Source organism: Diaphorobacter sp. ED-3 (assembly GCF_027625375.1).
Taxonomy (GTDB): Bacteria; Pseudomonadota; Gammaproteobacteria; order Burkholderiales; family Burkholderiaceae_C; genus Diaphorobacter; species Diaphorobacter nitroreducens.
This window is the reverse complement of the sequence record NZ_CP115182.1, coordinates 4,068,022-4,082,160: the sequence shown is the minus strand read 5'-3', so window position 1 is coordinate 4,082,160 and position 14,139 is coordinate 4,068,022. Positions and strand designations below refer to the sequence as shown.

The following is a 14,139-nucleotide window of genomic DNA, read 5'->3' as shown; positions in this document are numbered from 1 at the left end:
AGTAGCTGCCAGCGCTTGATGGACAAGCGCTGGAGGCCGATTTGGCTTGTAAACCTAGACGCGCCCGAAGGCGTAGCCCATGGCGGCCTGCGTGCCTTCCAGTTCGTCCACCAGCCGCAGCAGCGGCGACAGCTCGCGGTAGCGGCCGGCCGTCTGGCGGATGTAGGCGATAAAGCGCGGCGCGTCGGCCAGGTACTTGGGCTTGCCGTCGCGCAGCGTCAGGCGCGCGAAGATGCCGGCCACCTTCAGGTGGCGCTGCAGCGCCATGAAGTCCACCGCGCGGTAGAAGTCGCCGAAGTCCGCACCCCAGCCGCTGCCGCTCGCGGCGCCGAGAATGCCCGCACGGCGGGCCTTCTCCCAGTAACGCACGGTAATGTCGATGACGAAGTCTTCTTCCCAGCTGATGAAGGCGTCGCGCATCAGGCTGGCGATGTCATAGGTCACGGGGCCGTAGACCGCGTCCTGGAAGTCCAGCACGCCCAGGCGCTCGTCCGCACCCACCATCAGGTTGCGCATCATGAAGTCGCGGTGCACGTACACGCTGGGGGCCGCCAGGTTCTGCGCCACGATGGCGTCGAAGGCGCGGGCCAGCGTGGTCTGCTGCGCATCGGTCAGCGTGGCCTGGCGGTGGCGGGCGATGTACCAGTCGGGAAAGAGCTGCAGCTCGCGGCGCAGCAGCGGCTCGTCGTAGGCCGGCAGCACACCGGGGCGCGAGGCGCGCTGCCAGTCGATGAGCAGGTCCACGGCCTGCAGGTACCAGGCGTGCGCGGCGGCCGGGTTGGCAGGGTCCAGGCGCTCGATGGCGGTCTGCGCGCCCAGGTCGGACAGCAGCATGAAGCCGTGCGCCTCGTCCCAGGCCAGGATCTGAGGCACGCGCAGGCCGGCGGCCTGCAGCAGCGCCTGCACCTGCACGAACGGGCGGCAATCTTCCTTGTCGGGCGGCGCGTCCATGACGATGCGGCTGGTGCCATCAACAGCGTCCAGGCGCAGGTAGCGGCGAAAGCTCGCGTCCGCGGACGCCGGGCGCAGGGACTCGGGCCGCAACTGGAGCGAGGCGGCCAGCGGGGCCAGCCAGGCGTTGAAGGCTGCCTGGCGGGCCGGGTCGGTCCAATGCACGGCGCTCGCATGCACGGCGCCCGCATGCACGGCGCCCGTGTGCACGGCGCCCGTGGCCGGCTCGGATGTGCCCGCAGGAGTGGGGGAAGAGGGGTGGCTCATGGATAATCGGATTCTACAAACCCGGCCTTCCCCGGCGGGGTGGCCCGCGGTGCCCGTGCCCAGCGGCCCGCCGTCCGTCGCAATCCATGGATCGTCTCCCCTTGCCCCACGCCCTGCACGTCCCGACGCACCGCCCATTCGCCGCGCCCCTGCCTCCGCGCCGCATGCTGGCGCGGCTGGCGGCCCTGATGCTGTGCGGCGTGCCACTGGCCGTGCTGGCCCAGGCACAGCCCGCGGCGGACGCTGTCCCGACCGAGCCTGCACCGGCGCTGCGCTCCAGCCCGCGCCTGCAGGAGGTGCTGCCCTACGGCATCCGCCAGCAACTGCCGGTGTTCGTGCGCGGAGACCGCGTGACGGGCCAACCGGACATCCAGGCCACGATTGAGGGCAACGCCGAGCTGCGCCGCGGCGACACGGTGGTGCATGCCGACCGCATGCAATACGACGTGGCCGATGACCGCGCGCGCGCCAGCGGCAACGTGCTCATCAACCGCGCGGGCAACCGGTATGAAGGCTCGCAGCTGGACCTGCGCGTGGAGGCCTTCACCGGCTTCTTCAGCGACGCGCGCTACCGCTTCCTGGAGACCGCGGCGCATGGCGAGGCCTCGCGCGTGGACTTCCTCGACCGCGACCGTTCCGTGGTGCACAACGCCACCTACACCACCTGCGAGCGCACCGACGAGGCCAGTTGGCAGCCCGACTGGATCCTGCGCGCCGAGCGCATCCACCTGGACCGCGTGGAGGACGTGGGCACGGCCGAGAATGGCGTGCTGGAGTTCAAGGGCGTGCCGGTGCTGCCGATTCCGCACATCACCTTCCCGCTGTCGGACCGGCGCAAGTCCGGCCTGCTGCCGCCCACGCTCGGGCTGGACAGCGTCAGCGGCTTCGAGTACGCGCAGCCGTACTACTGGAACATCGCGCCCAACCGCGACGCCACCATCACGCCTACGGTCATGACGCGGCGCGGCGTGGCCCTGGGCACGGAGTTCCGCTACCTGGAGCCGCGCTACAGCGGCGAGCTGACGGCCGACTACATGCCCAACGACCGGCTGCGCGACCGCGACCGCTGGGCCTACGGCATCAAGCACCGCGCTACCTTTGATACGCCCGCAGGCGGCGTGGGACTGGGCATCGACATCAAGCGCGTGAGCGACGACAACTACTGGCGCGATTTTTCCCAGCGCAACAGTGGCCGCAGCGGCGTGAACGACCAGCTCACCCAGCGCCTGCTGCCGGGCGACGCGACGCTGAACTGGGCGCGCGGCGAGCATTCGCTGCTGCTGCGCACCCTCAAGTGGCAAACGCTGCAGGACGTGAACGCGCCCATCATCCCGCCCTACGACCGCATGCCGCAGCTGCGCTGGGAGTACCGGCCGCTGCAGCTGGCCGGCGGGCTGGATGCGAGTGTCGAGGCCGACTACACCAGCTTTCACGCCGACCGCGCCTACACCGGCCAGCCCAACGCCAAGCGCAGCTACACCATGGCGCAGGTCAGCCGGCCGTTCCTGGCGCCGGCGGGTTTCATCACACCGCGCGTGCAGCTGCACAGCACGCACTACGAGTTCGATGCGCCGCTGGCCAACGGCCAGCGCACCGCCAGCCGCACGCTGCCCACGTTCAGCCTGGACAGCGGCCTGGTGTTCGAGCGCGACGCCCGCTATTTCGGCCGCGACTTCCTGCAGACCCTGGAGCCGCGCGCCTTCTATACCTACACCCCGTACCGCGACCAGCGCCTGCTGCCGATCTACGACACCGCGGTGAACGACTTCAACTTCGCGTCGATCTACACCGAGAACGCCTTTGGCGGACAGGACCGGCTGGCCGACAACAACCTGCTCACGCTGGGCGTGACCACGCGCCTGCTCGACCCCGACACCGGCGCCGAGGCCGCGCGCTTCGGCGTGGCACAGCGCGTGCGCTTCTCCGACCAGGAAGTCACCATGCCCGGCGGCTCGCCGGTGAACGAGCGGCTGTCGGACGTGCTGCTGGGCGCGGGCATCAACTGGACGCCGCAGTGGGGCTTCGACTCCACGGTGCAATACAACCCCAAGACCGGCCGGTCCCTGCGCACCACGGTGGGGGCGCGCTATTCGCCCGGCAACTACCGCACGGTGAGCGCGGCCTACCGCATGCAGAAGGTCACCGGCCTGATCACCGAGCCCAGCGAGCAGATCGATGTGGGCTGGCAGTGGCCGCTCAACGACCTGTGGGGCGACCGCGGCGACAAGCCCTCCTCTGCCGGGGGGCGCTGGTACAGCGTGGGGCGGCTGAACTACAGCCTGCAGGACCGCAAACTGGTGGACACCGTGGTGGGCCTGGAGTACGAGAGCTGCTGCTGGATCGGCCGCGTGGTGCTGGAGCGCCTGCAGCGCAGCGTTACGTCGTCCAACACCCGGCTCATGTTCCAGATCGAATTCATCGGCTTCTCGCGCCTGTCGCTGGGCTCCAACCCGCTGTCCAGCCTCAAGCAGAATGTGCCGCGCTACCAGTTCCTGCGCGAAAGCGTGTCCACCCCCAGCCGCTTCACCCAGTACGATTGATCGCCTTGCGCGCCGCCCCGCTGGGGCGACGCGCCGCCTTGCACCATGAATTTGCACCACGCCATGAAACACCGTGCCTTGACCCTGGGCCTGGTCTGCCTGACCGCCGTCGCACCGCTGGTGCCCATGAGCGCCCATGCGCAGGGGCTGCGCCCATCGGCCTCCGGCCAGCCGCGGCTGCCCTCCGCAGCGACGCTGCTGCCGCCGGCCGGGGCGACGGCCTCCAACGCGCCGCGGCAGGCGGACTACATCGTCGCCGTGGTCAATTCCGAGCCCATCACCAACAACGAGGTGCGCCAGCGCACCGAGCGCGTGGTGCAGCAGATCGCCAGCCAGGGCGGCAAGGTTCCGCCGCAGGAGCTCCTGGCCAAGGAGGTGCTGGAGCGCCTGATCCTGGAGAAGATCCAGGTGCAGCAGGCCAAGGAGACCGGCATCAAGGTGGACGACTATGCCGTCAACCAGGCCGAGCAGTCGGTGGCGCGGCAGAACAGCATCAGCGTGGACGAAATGCACCGGCGCCTGGCCGCCGATGGCATCAGCAAGGAGCGCTTTCGCGAAGAGCTGCGCAACCAGCTGCTGGCGCTGCGCCTGCGCGAGCGCGACGTGGAGTCGCGCGTGCGTGTGAGCGACCTGGAGGTGGACCAGTACCTGCGCGAGCAGCGGCAGGCCGCCGGCCCGGGCAAGTTGGAACTCAACCTGGGCCACATCCTGGTGAAAGTGCCTGAGAACGCCGGCCCGGACGAGGTGGCCCAGCGCTCGGCGCGCGCGCAGGAGGCGCTGGCCAAGGTGCAGGCGGGCGGCGACTTTGGCGCCGTGGCGCGCGAGTATTCCGATGCGCCCGAAGGCGCCAACGGCGGACTGCTGGGCCTGCGCCCGGCCGACCGCTATCCCGAGTTGTTCGTGAACGCCACGCAGCAAGCCAGCGTGGGCAGCGTGGTCGGCCCTGTGCGCTCGCCTGCGGGCTTTCACATCCTGAAGGTGGTGGACAAGACCCAGAGCGGCGTGCCCACCACGGCCGTGCAGAGCCACGCGCGCCACATTCTGCTGCGCACCAATGCCAACCTGTCGGAACGCCAGGCCGCTGAGCGGCTGGAGGATCTGCGCGATCGCGTCGCGCGCGGCGGCGCCGACTTCGCGGCGCTGGCACGCGAGTATTCGCAGGACGGCAGCGCCAAGGACGGCGGCGACCTGGGCTGGGCATCGCCCGGGCGCTACGTGCCCGAGTTTGAAGAGGCGCTCAATGCCCTGCGCCCTGGCGAGATCAGCCGCCCCGTGGTGTCGCGTTTTGGCGTGCACCTGATCCAGCTGCTGGAGCGCCGCGAGGCCAAGCTCACCCAGCGCGAGCAGCGTGACATGGTGCGCGACACCGTGCGCGAAAAGAAGCTCGACGAGGCCTTCGCCACCTGGATCCAGGAAGCCCGGGGCCGGGCCTACGTGGAATACCGCGACGCTCCGCAATGAAGCACATCCCGCGCAAGCGCTTCGGCCAGCACTTCCTGAGCGACTCGGGCATCATCGATGCGATCGTGCGCGCCATCGCGCCCGAGCCCGGGCAGCCCATGGTGGAGATCGGCCCGGGGCTGGCGGCGCTGACCCAGCCGCTGGTCGAACGCCTGGGCCGGCTCACGGTGGTCGAACTGGACCGCGACCTGGCCGCGCGGCTGCGTCAGCACGGGCAGCTCGATGTCATCGAGTCCGATGTGCTGAAAGTGGACTTTGCGCAGGTAGCGCAAGCGCTGAATGCTCCCAAGATAAGAGTGGTCGGCAACCTGCCCTACAACATCTCCACGCCCATCCTGTTCCATCTGCTGGCGCACGTGCGGGTCATTGCGGACCAGCATTTCATGCTGCAAAAGGAAGTCATCGACCGCATGGTGGCCGCGCCGGCGACCAGCGCCTATGGCCGGCTGTCGGTGATGCTGCAATGGCGCTACGCCATGGAGAACGTGCTGTTCGTGCCGCCCGAGAGCTTCGATCCGCCGCCGCGCGTGGACAGTGCGGTGGTGCGCATGGTGCCGCACGAAGCGCCCGAGGCGCTATCGATGCCCGTGCTGGAGGAGTTGGTGCAGGTGGCCTTTAGCCAGCGGCGCAAGCTGTTGCGCCACACGCTGGGCCGCTGGCTCGAAGCGCGGCAGTTTGCCGGCACGTTCGACACCCAGCGCCGGGCCGAGGAGGTGCCGGTGAGCGAGTATGTCGCATTGGCGCAGGAATGCTCCTGAAATAGGAGCTGCTCGCGCTTATTGGTAGGGCGCTAGCGCCCGATTTGATTCAAAGCGCAAAACCGTGACCGGCCGGAGCAGGGCTGCGGCCGGTCATGCTTCATCACGCGGCCGTGAGCCAGTAGCCAGCGTTGAAGGGGCTGCTCATGCGCAGCGCCATGGGGGAGACGTCCACCAGCTTGTCGGTGGGCATCTTCTCGCCCACGGGATCGATCGCGATCTCTATGGCCTGGGAGGCGGCACTGCCGTGCTCCTCCTGCGCCCGTTCCGCCTGGCCGGCGGTTGCAGAACGGGCTACAGAAAAGAATAGAAGCAGCGGAACGGGATCTTGCGGTCGCCCCAGTAGTCGGCGGCATCGCGGAAGATGTCCAGCAGCTGCTCGCGGGCTTCCTTGTCGAACTTGGCCGTGATCGGGATCTGCTCCAGCACCACGATGAAGCCCGGCTGCGGGCCCGACTTGTGCAGCGGATCGGTCATGCAGTCGTACAGCGCGTCGAAGTTCTTGCCGAAGTGCGCCGGGAAGGTGAACTGCGTGGCGATCAGGTCCAGGATGTCCTGCTTGGACTGCGCATGTGCCAGGTTGGCATACAGGAAGTGGTGGCCCATGGCGCGCGCCGTGTCCTGCAGGTCGTGCACCCGGAAGGCACGGATCGACTGCACGATATTGGGGCGCACACCGCGCAGAAGCGTTTCCTGGTCTTTACGAAGTGGCGTTTCCATCTCCGTTGCTCTTTCTTTTAGAGGTCCACGAATAAGAAGTATCCGACAGCCTGGCGAAGGCGGCTAGCGGAAGAAAAACCGTTGGTGCGATGCATCAGGGGCCTTGCCAGGGGATTTGCCGCAAGGGGCATTCCTGGCGTTCATTCCCTGATTTCTCGAAAGCTCGCGTAATGGTCGCTGGTGAAATAGCAGGCGTCCGGTGTGCGGGGAGCGCCCCCGCACACGATGCGCCGCGCTCCCCGGTGGCGCACGCCGGGCGTGCGCACCGTGTATTCGCGGTAATAGCCGCGTTTCTTCAGGGGGAGCAGACGCTCACGGTTGCCGAATACCGAACCATCCTTGTCGTACGGGAACGGCCCACCCTCATGGATCAGCGCATAGGTGGCCCGCCCCTGCGGGGGGAGCTCAGCCAGCGAGATGGGAGGATTGGCGGCAGTGTCAGGGAGCTGCCGCGCGGACACCACCACGGGCGCAAGCGTGACCGCAGCACCCAGAACGCACGCCCCCATTGCCTTATACGCCCGGATGGCGACAGCCTGCAACATCCACTACACCTTTCAGAAACTACGGGTTAACCCGAAATTTCGACCCGCTAGTGTGACAAAAAGGCGCACATAAGGCAAGCGCCTGCCCAAAAAATGGGCAGGAACGAAGGGCAATTGTCAGCGCCCACTCGTAGAGCGGCGCTTGTCATGGCCGTTATCGGGCCGCGTTGGCATCCGCCACGGTGAGGGCGGTCATATTGACGATGCGGCGCACCGTGGCGCTGGCGGTGAGAATGTGCACCGGCTCAGCCGCGCCCAGCAGCACCGGGCCAATGGCGATATTGCCGCCAGCGGCGGTCTTGAGCAGGTTGTAGGAGATGTTGGCCGCGTCGATGTTGGGCATGACCAGCAGGTTGGCGTCGCCCGCCAGCGTGCCATGGGGCATGAGGGCCGAGCGGGCCTTGCCGTCCAGCGCCACGTCGCCGTGCATTTCGCCGTCCACCTCCAGCCAGGGCGCCTGTACGCGCAGCAGGTCCAGCGTCTGGCGCATCTTCACCGCGCTGGGTTGGTTGCTGGACCCGAAGTTGGAGTGCGACAGCAACGCTGCCTTGGGCTTGATGCCGAAGCGCATCATCTCCTCGGCCGCCATGATGGTGATCTCGGCGAGCTGCTCGGCCGTGGGGTCGTAGTTCACATGGGTGTCCACCACGAAGACCTGGCGATCGGGCAGCAGCAGGCCGTTCATGCAGGCGTAGGTGTTCACGCCGGCGCGCTTGCCGATCACCTGGTCGATGTACTGCAGATGGTGCGATGTGTGGCCCCAGGTGCCGCAGATCAGGCCGTCCACCTCGCCCTTGTGCAACAGCATCGAGCCGATCAGCGTCAGGCGCCGGCGCATCTCGATCTTGGCGATGGGCACCGTCACGCCCTTGCGCTCGGTCATGCGGTGGTAGGTTTGCCAGAAGTCGCGGTAGCGGTGGTCCTGCTCCACGTTGACCACGTCGTAGTCCTGGCCCTCTTTCAGGCGCAAGCCGAATTTTTCGATGCGCTGGGCGATGATGGCCGGGCGGCCGATGAGCGTGGGGCGCGCGATCTTCTCGTCCACCACGATCTGCGCGGCGCGCAGCACGCGCTCTTCCTCGCCCTCGGAGAAGGCTACGCGCTTCTTGGGAGCCACCTTGGCCGCCGTGAAGATCGGCTTCATCGTGGTGCCGGAGGCGTAGACGAAGGTCTGCAGATGGTCGCGGTAGGCGTCCATGTCGGCCACGGGGCGCTGCGCCACGCCGCTGTCGGCCGCGGCCTGCGCCACCGCCGGCGCGATCTTCATCATCAGGCGCGGGTCGAACGGCTTGGGAATCAGGTAGTCCGGGCCGAAGGCCAGCGGCTCGCCGACATAGGCGGCAGCCACCACTTCGCTTTGCTCGGCCTGGGCCAGCTCGGCGATGGCATGAACGGCGGCGATCTCCATCTCGGTGGTGATCGTCGTGGCGCCGCAGTCCAGCGCGCCGCGGAAGATGTACGGGAAGCACAGGACGTTGTTGACCTGGTTCGGATAGTCGGTGCGGCCGGTGGCGATGATGGCGTCGTCGCGGACCGCCTTCACGTCTTCGGGCGAGATCTCGGGGTTGGGGTTGGCCAGCGCGAAGATCAGCGGGCGCGCGTTCATCTTGCGGACCATGTCTTGCTTGAGCACGCCGCCGGCCGACAGGCCGAGGAACACGTCGGCACCCTCGATCACCTCCGCCAGCGTGCGGGCGGACGTCTTCTGGGTGTATTGCACCTTGTCCTCGTCCATGAGCTCGGTGCGTCCTTCGTAGACCACGCCGGCCAGGTCGGTCACCCAGATGTTTTCCCGTGGAATGCCCAGCTTGACCAGCAGGCCCAGGCAGGCCAACGCGGCCGCGCCGGCGCCCGAGGTCACGAGCTTGATCTTCTTGGGGTCCTTGCCGGCCACCTTCAGGCCGTTGAGGATGGCGGCGCCCACGACGATGGCCGTGCCGTGCTGATCGTCATGGAACACCGGAATGCTCATGCGCTCGCGCAGCTTGCGCTCGATGTAGAAGCAGTCTGGGGCCTTGATGTCTTCCAGGTTGATGCCGCCGAACGTGGGCTCCAGCGAGGCAATGATCTCGATGAGCTTGTCCGGGTCCTTCTCGTTGATCTCGATGTCGAACACATCGATGCCCGAGAACTTCTTGAACAGGACGCCCTTGCCTTCCATCACCGGCTTGCCGGCCAGCGGGCCGATATCGCCCAGGCCCAGCACGGCCGTGCCGTTGGTCACCACGCCGACCAGGTTGCCGCGGGCGGTGTAGCGGAAGGCAGCGGCGGGGTCCTTGACGATCTCTTCGCAGGGCGCGGCCACGCCGGGGGAATAGGCCAGTGCCAGGTCATGCTGATTGACCATCTGCTTGGTCGCAGCAATCGTGATCTTGCCGGGCTGGGGAAACTCGTGATATTCGAGTGCGGCACGACGCAGCAGGGCGCGCTTGTCGGACGTGGGGGGGGCCGCGGGGGTATCGGGCATTGAGGCGTCTCCAGCTCAAAAGTCAGGGGGCTGACGCCGCGCCCGAACCGCCGGGGCGGGTTGTCAGCTGATCGCGAGCCTGCCGCGATCGCCTGCCGGCCTTCAAGGGCTGCGAAGCAGGAAAGGAGCGCAAACAGGCTCTGAGGGACCGCGATTGTAGGGGAGGCTTGCGTGGAAACCCTGGTACGCAGACATGCGTATGTGGGTGAAACAGTTTTACCGCAGGTTGCGATCGGACCTCGTATGCCCGACGGCTCAGGCCATCAACGTGCTGTCCGCCGTTTGCTCGGTGGGAGGCCTGGCACTACTGGTCACGCGATTGCGGCCGGCCTGTTTGGCAGCGTACATCGCCTGGTCGGCGCAAGCGATGAGCGCCTGGGGCGTATCGCCTTGGTCCGGGAAGGCCGCCACGCAGCAGGACAGGGTGGCAGTCAATTCCGCGCTTGGAGCACGGATACGAAGCGCTTCGAAAGCCCGCCGCAGTTCCTATGCGCGCTCGATCGCCACGGCCAGTGGGGTGTTGTCGAGCACCACCACGAACTCCTCGCCTCCCAGGCGGCAGGCTGTGTCCTCGGGGCGCACATGCTGCAGCAGCAACTGCGCCATTGCCTGCTGCACCAGGTCGCCGGTGCTATGGCCATGTGCATCGTTGATGCTCTTGAAATGGTCGATGTCGAGCAGCAACAGCGACAGCGGCTGTCCTTCGCTGCGGCAGCGTTCCAGCGTGGCCGCCAACACGGTGTCCAGATGGCGGCGGTTGGACAGCCCGGTCAGTGGGTCGCGCAGGGCTTGTTCGCTCAACTGGACCTGCAGCGACTGGATTTCCTCGCACTGTTTGCGCAACTGCGCATGCACCCTGCTGGGCTATGGCGCAGTGATAGCCATCGCTGGCGAATGCGAACAGATACAGCCCCATGGCCGTTATGCAGAGCAGGGAGGTGCGCAGGTCCGTGTCGGGCTTCTACGTCAGCGGGGCCACTATCGTCGCCAGTGCAACGCCGGTGGCAATTCCCACAACGAGGCGAATACCCCCTCGGGCGCCGTGGAAGACCACGACGTTGATGCAGCCCGATGCGACCAGCATGAAGGTGATCCACAGCGGGAAGCCCAGGATGCCAGCCCACAGGCCAAACAGGACGACGTCGGTGTCCAGGTTCTGCATTTCTGCGCGCAGCGGGTCGACCGCGTGTCGTGCCCGCCAGTAGGCGGCCTGGGGAAAGACCAGGTAGTTCAAGGCCAGCAACACCCACGTCCATCCTGGCGCGTCGGTGACGAGCAGATGCGAACCCAGCGCCAGAAAAAGCAACGGGTAGAAGATCGTGCGATCGCGCCGGTTCATGCGCACGGTCCAATGCACGCTGCTGCGGGAAGAGGGATCGGGGGCCAGCTTCATGGGCAGACAAATTGTTGTGAACAACTGTAATAGCGATGCCGACGCCTGCCCAGCAGCCGCATTTCTCAACCCCCGCCGTGCCGTCAGCGGCTGCTCGGGAAGCTGAACACCGCCCCCTCGCGCACGCCCGCCGAGGGCCAGCGCTGGGTGATCGTCTTGCGCTTGGTGTAGAAGCGCACGGCATCCGGCCCATAGGCGTGCAGGTCGCCGAACAGGCTGCGCTTCCAGCCGCCGAACGAGTGGTAGGCCACCGGCACGGGCAGCGGCACGTTCACGCCCACCATGCCGACCTGGATGTGGTCGGTGAAGTAGCGGGCGGCTTCGCCGTCGCGCGTGAAGATGCAGGTGCCGTTGCCGTATTCGTGGTCGTTGATGAGCTGCATGGCTTCCTGCAGCGTCTTCACGCGCACCACGCCGAGCACGGGGCCGAAGATTTCTTCCTGGTAAATCTTCATGCCGGGCTTGACGTTGTCGAACAGGCAGGCGCCCAGGAAGTAGCCTTCCTCGTGGCCCGCCACTTGCACGCCACGGCCGTCCACCACCAGCGTGGCGCCTTCGGCCACGCCGCTGTCCACATAGGCCTTCACCTTCTCGAAGTGGGGCTTGGTCACCAGCGGGCCCATGTCGTTGCTGTTGTCGGTGCCGGGGCCGACCTTCATCTTGGCGATTTCGGTCTTCAGGCCCGCAATCACGGCGTCGCCCACTTCGTCGCCCACGGCCACCAGCAGGGGGATGGCCATGCAGCGCTCGCCGCAGGAGCCATAGGCCGCACCCATCAGCGCGCTCACGGCGTTGGCCACGTCGGCGTCGGGCATGAGCACCGCATGGTTCTTGGCACCGCCCAGGGCCTGCACGCGCTTGCCGTGCTTGCAGCCTTCGGCGTAGATGTACTCGGCGATGGGGGTGGAGCCCACAAAGCTCACGGCTTTCACGCGCGGGTCTTGCAGCAGCGTGTCCACGGCCAGCTTGTCGCCGTTGACCACGTTCAGCACGCCGGGGGGCAGGCCCGCTTCCAGCGCCAGCTGGGCGATGAACAGGGTGCTGGTGGGGTCGCGCTCGGACGGCTTGAGCACAAAGGTGTTGCCGCAGGCCACGGCCATGGGCCACATCCACAGCGGCACCATGGCCGGGAAGTTGAACGGCGTGATGCCGGCGGTGACGCCCAGCGCCTGGAACTCGCTCCACGAGTCGATGCCGGGGCCCACGTTGCGGCTGTGCTCGCCCTTGAGCAGCTCGGGCGCGTAGCTCGCGTATTCCACGTTCTCGATGCCGCGCTGCAGCTCGCCGTGGGCATCGGCCAGCACCTTGCCGTGTTCGGCGGTGATCAGCGCAGCGATCTTGTCGGCGTTTTCTTCGAGCAGGACCTTGAGCTTGCTCATCACGCGCGCGCGCTTGAGCGGCGGCGTGTTGCGCCAGGCCGGGAAGGCGGCCTCGGCCGAAGCAATGGCGGCTTCCACCGTGGCCTTGCTCGCCAGCGCCACGCGGGTGGTCGATTGGCCGGTGGCGGGGTTGAACACCGGCTGCGTGCGTTCGGTGTCGGCAACGATCTTGCCGTCGATCAGGTGGCCGATGGTGGTGGTGACGTTCTTGTCGTGGTGCATGATGTTCTAAGCTAAAACGGGCTCTAGCGCTTATCCATCAAGCGCTAACAGCTATCAAAACAGGAGTTCAAACGGTTTCGTGCAGGGCATCGCCCAGGGCGCTGACCAGGCGGTCGATCTCGGCCTGGGTGCTGATGAACGGGGGCGCAAGCTGGATGGTGTCGCCACCGTAGCGCACGTAAAAGCCCTTGTCCCAGCACTTCATGGCGATCTCGTAGGGGCGCTTGGCGGGCTCGCCGGGCAGGGCGCTGATGGTGATGCCGGCGGCCAGGCCGTAGTTGCGGATGTCCGCCACGTGCTTGGCGCCTTTCAGGCCGTGCACGGCGTTCTCGAAGTAGGGCGCCAGCGCCTTCACGCGGCCGGGCATGTCTTCCTTTTGCAGTATGTCGAGCACCGCGTTGCCCGCCGCGCAGGCCACGGGATGGGCCGAGTAGGTGTAGCCGTGCGGGAACTCCAGCATGTACTCGGGGCCGCCCTGCGCCATGAAGGTGTCGTAAATCTCCTTGGCGGCGATCACGCCGCCCAGCGGCTGCGCACCGTTGGTCACCTGCTTGGCGAAGTTCAGGATGTCCGGCGTCACGCCGAAGGCCTCGGCCCCGGTCCAGGCACCGCAGCGGCCAAAGCCGGTGATGACCTCGTCAAAAATCAGCAGGATGTTGTTCTGCGTGCAGATCTCGCGGATGCGCTCCAGGTAGCCCTTCGGGGGAATCACCACGCCGGCCGAGCCCGAGAAGGGCTCCACGATCACGGCGGCGATGTTGGATGCGTCGTGCAGCGCGATCACGTCGAGCAGCTTGTCAGCCAACGCGCGGCCGCCGTCCTCGGCCATGCCCTTCTGGAAGGTGCCGGCCGGCGGCTGGGTGTGGGGAATGTGGTCCGCCTCCACGCCCTGGCCGAACAGCTTGCGGTTGCCAACGATGCCACCCACCGAGATGCCGCCGTAGTTCACGCCGTGGTAGCCCTTCTCGCGGCCGATCAGGCGCGTCTTGGTGCCCTGGCCCTTGGCGCGCCAGTAGGCGCGCGCCATCTTGAGTGAGGTGTCGGCCGACTCGGAGCCGGAGCCGGTGAAGAACACATAGTCCAGCCCGGCGGGCGTCAGTTCCTTGAGCTTGTTGGCCAGCGCGAACGACGCGGGGTGGCCGAACTGAAAGGCCGGCGCGTAGTCCAGCGTGGCGGCGGCGCGGCCGATGGCCTGGGCCACCTCCGTGCGGCCGTGGCCCAGGCCCGAGCACCACAGGCCCGAGAGGCCGTCAAAAATCTTGCGCCCTTCGGCGTCGGTGTAGTAGGCGCCCTGGCTGCTCACGATCATGCGCGGCTGGGCCTTGAAGTTGCGGTTGCCGGTGAAGGGCATCCAGTGGGCTTCCAGCCAGGCGGCGTCGGTGCGTACGGCGGCTGCGGGGTTGGGGTCGATGACGGCGAAGCTCATGGCGATCTCC

10 protein-coding genes and 1 pseudogene are annotated in these 14,139 nt (G+C 67.2%); 3 read left to right on the top strand and 8 right to left on the bottom strand.

The genetic code is table 11. From position 1 onward, the window contains the following. Window positions 1-54: 54 nt before the first annotated feature. On the bottom strand, window positions 55-1,218 hold the full coding sequence (locus PCQ86_RS19630) for an aminoglycoside phosphotransferase family protein (RefSeq protein ID WP_270174558.1): 1,164 nt from the start codon (window positions 1,216-1,218) through the stop codon (window positions 55-57). 86 nt (window positions 1,219-1,304) lie between these two features. Here PCQ86_RS19630 and PCQ86_RS19625 point away from each other — a divergent pair, with 86 nt between their 5' ends. From PCQ86_RS19625 to rsmA, 3 genes are all read left to right on the top strand, one after another. Then, window positions 1,305-3,758: an LPS-assembly protein LptD gene (locus PCQ86_RS19625; protein WP_123675455.1), complete on the top strand. Its 2,454-nt coding sequence runs from the start codon at window positions 1,305-1,307 to the stop codon at window positions 3,756-3,758. Window positions 3,759-3,821: 63 nt separating this feature from the next. Beyond that, window positions 3,822-5,219 carry a peptidylprolyl isomerase gene (locus tag PCQ86_RS19620; protein WP_374608101.1) on the top strand — a complete coding sequence of 466 codons (1,398 nt, stop codon included), beginning with the start codon at window positions 3,822-3,824 and terminating at the stop codon, window positions 5,217-5,219. After that, entirely contained in the window at window positions 5,216-5,977 is a 762-nt protein-coding gene (gene rsmA, locus PCQ86_RS19615; protein ID WP_252101502.1) for a 16S rRNA (adenine(1518)-N(6)/adenine(1519)-N(6))-dimethyltransferase RsmA, read from the top strand. The genes PCQ86_RS19620 and rsmA overlap by 4 nt, the downstream gene beginning before the upstream one ends. Window positions 5,978-6,271: 294 nt before the next feature. On the opposite strand, the gene PCQ86_RS19610 is transcribed toward rsmA, so the two are convergent. The 7 genes and pseudogenes from PCQ86_RS19610 to PCQ86_RS19580 all read right to left on the bottom strand — a co-directional run bounded on the left by PCQ86_RS19610 (window position 6,272) and on the right by PCQ86_RS19580 (window position 14,129). Beyond that, on the bottom strand, window positions 6,272-6,697 hold the full coding sequence (locus tag PCQ86_RS19610; protein ID WP_011807186.1) for a barstar family protein: 426 nt from the start codon (window positions 6,695-6,697) through the stop codon (window positions 6,272-6,274). Window positions 6,698-6,837: 140 nt separating this feature from the next. After that, window positions 6,838-7,242 carry a ribonuclease domain-containing protein gene (locus PCQ86_RS19605; protein WP_011807185.1) on the bottom strand — a complete coding sequence of 135 codons (405 nt, stop codon included), beginning with the start codon at window positions 7,240-7,242 and terminating at the stop codon, window positions 6,838-6,840. A 154-nt stretch (window positions 7,243-7,396) separates the two neighbouring features. Next, window positions 7,397-9,709 carry an NADP-dependent malic enzyme gene (locus PCQ86_RS19600; protein ID WP_270174557.1) on the bottom strand — a complete coding sequence of 771 codons (2,313 nt, stop codon included), beginning with the start codon at window positions 9,707-9,709 and terminating at the stop codon, window positions 7,397-7,399. 255 nt (window positions 9,710-9,964) lie between these two features. Beyond that, window positions 9,965-10,510 (bottom strand): annotated as a pseudogene (locus PCQ86_RS19595) (GGDEF domain-containing protein). 160 nt (window positions 10,511-10,670) lie between these two features. Beyond that, complete coding sequence (locus PCQ86_RS19590) at window positions 10,671-11,102, bottom strand: MASE2 domain-containing protein (RefSeq protein ID WP_270174556.1); 432 nt, start codon at window positions 11,100-11,102, stop codon at window positions 10,671-10,673. A gap of 83 nt (window positions 11,103-11,185) precedes the next feature. Beyond that, on the bottom strand, window positions 11,186-12,703 hold the full coding sequence (locus tag PCQ86_RS19585) for a CoA-acylating methylmalonate-semialdehyde dehydrogenase (protein WP_270174555.1): 1,518 nt from the start codon (window positions 12,701-12,703) through the stop codon (window positions 11,186-11,188). Between the two features lie 67 nt (window positions 12,704-12,770). Next, window positions 12,771-14,129 carry an aspartate aminotransferase family protein gene (locus PCQ86_RS19580; RefSeq protein ID WP_270174554.1) on the bottom strand — a complete coding sequence of 453 codons (1,359 nt, stop codon included), beginning with the start codon at window positions 14,127-14,129 and terminating at the stop codon, window positions 12,771-12,773. Between the last annotated feature and the right edge of the window lie 10 nt (window positions 14,130-14,139).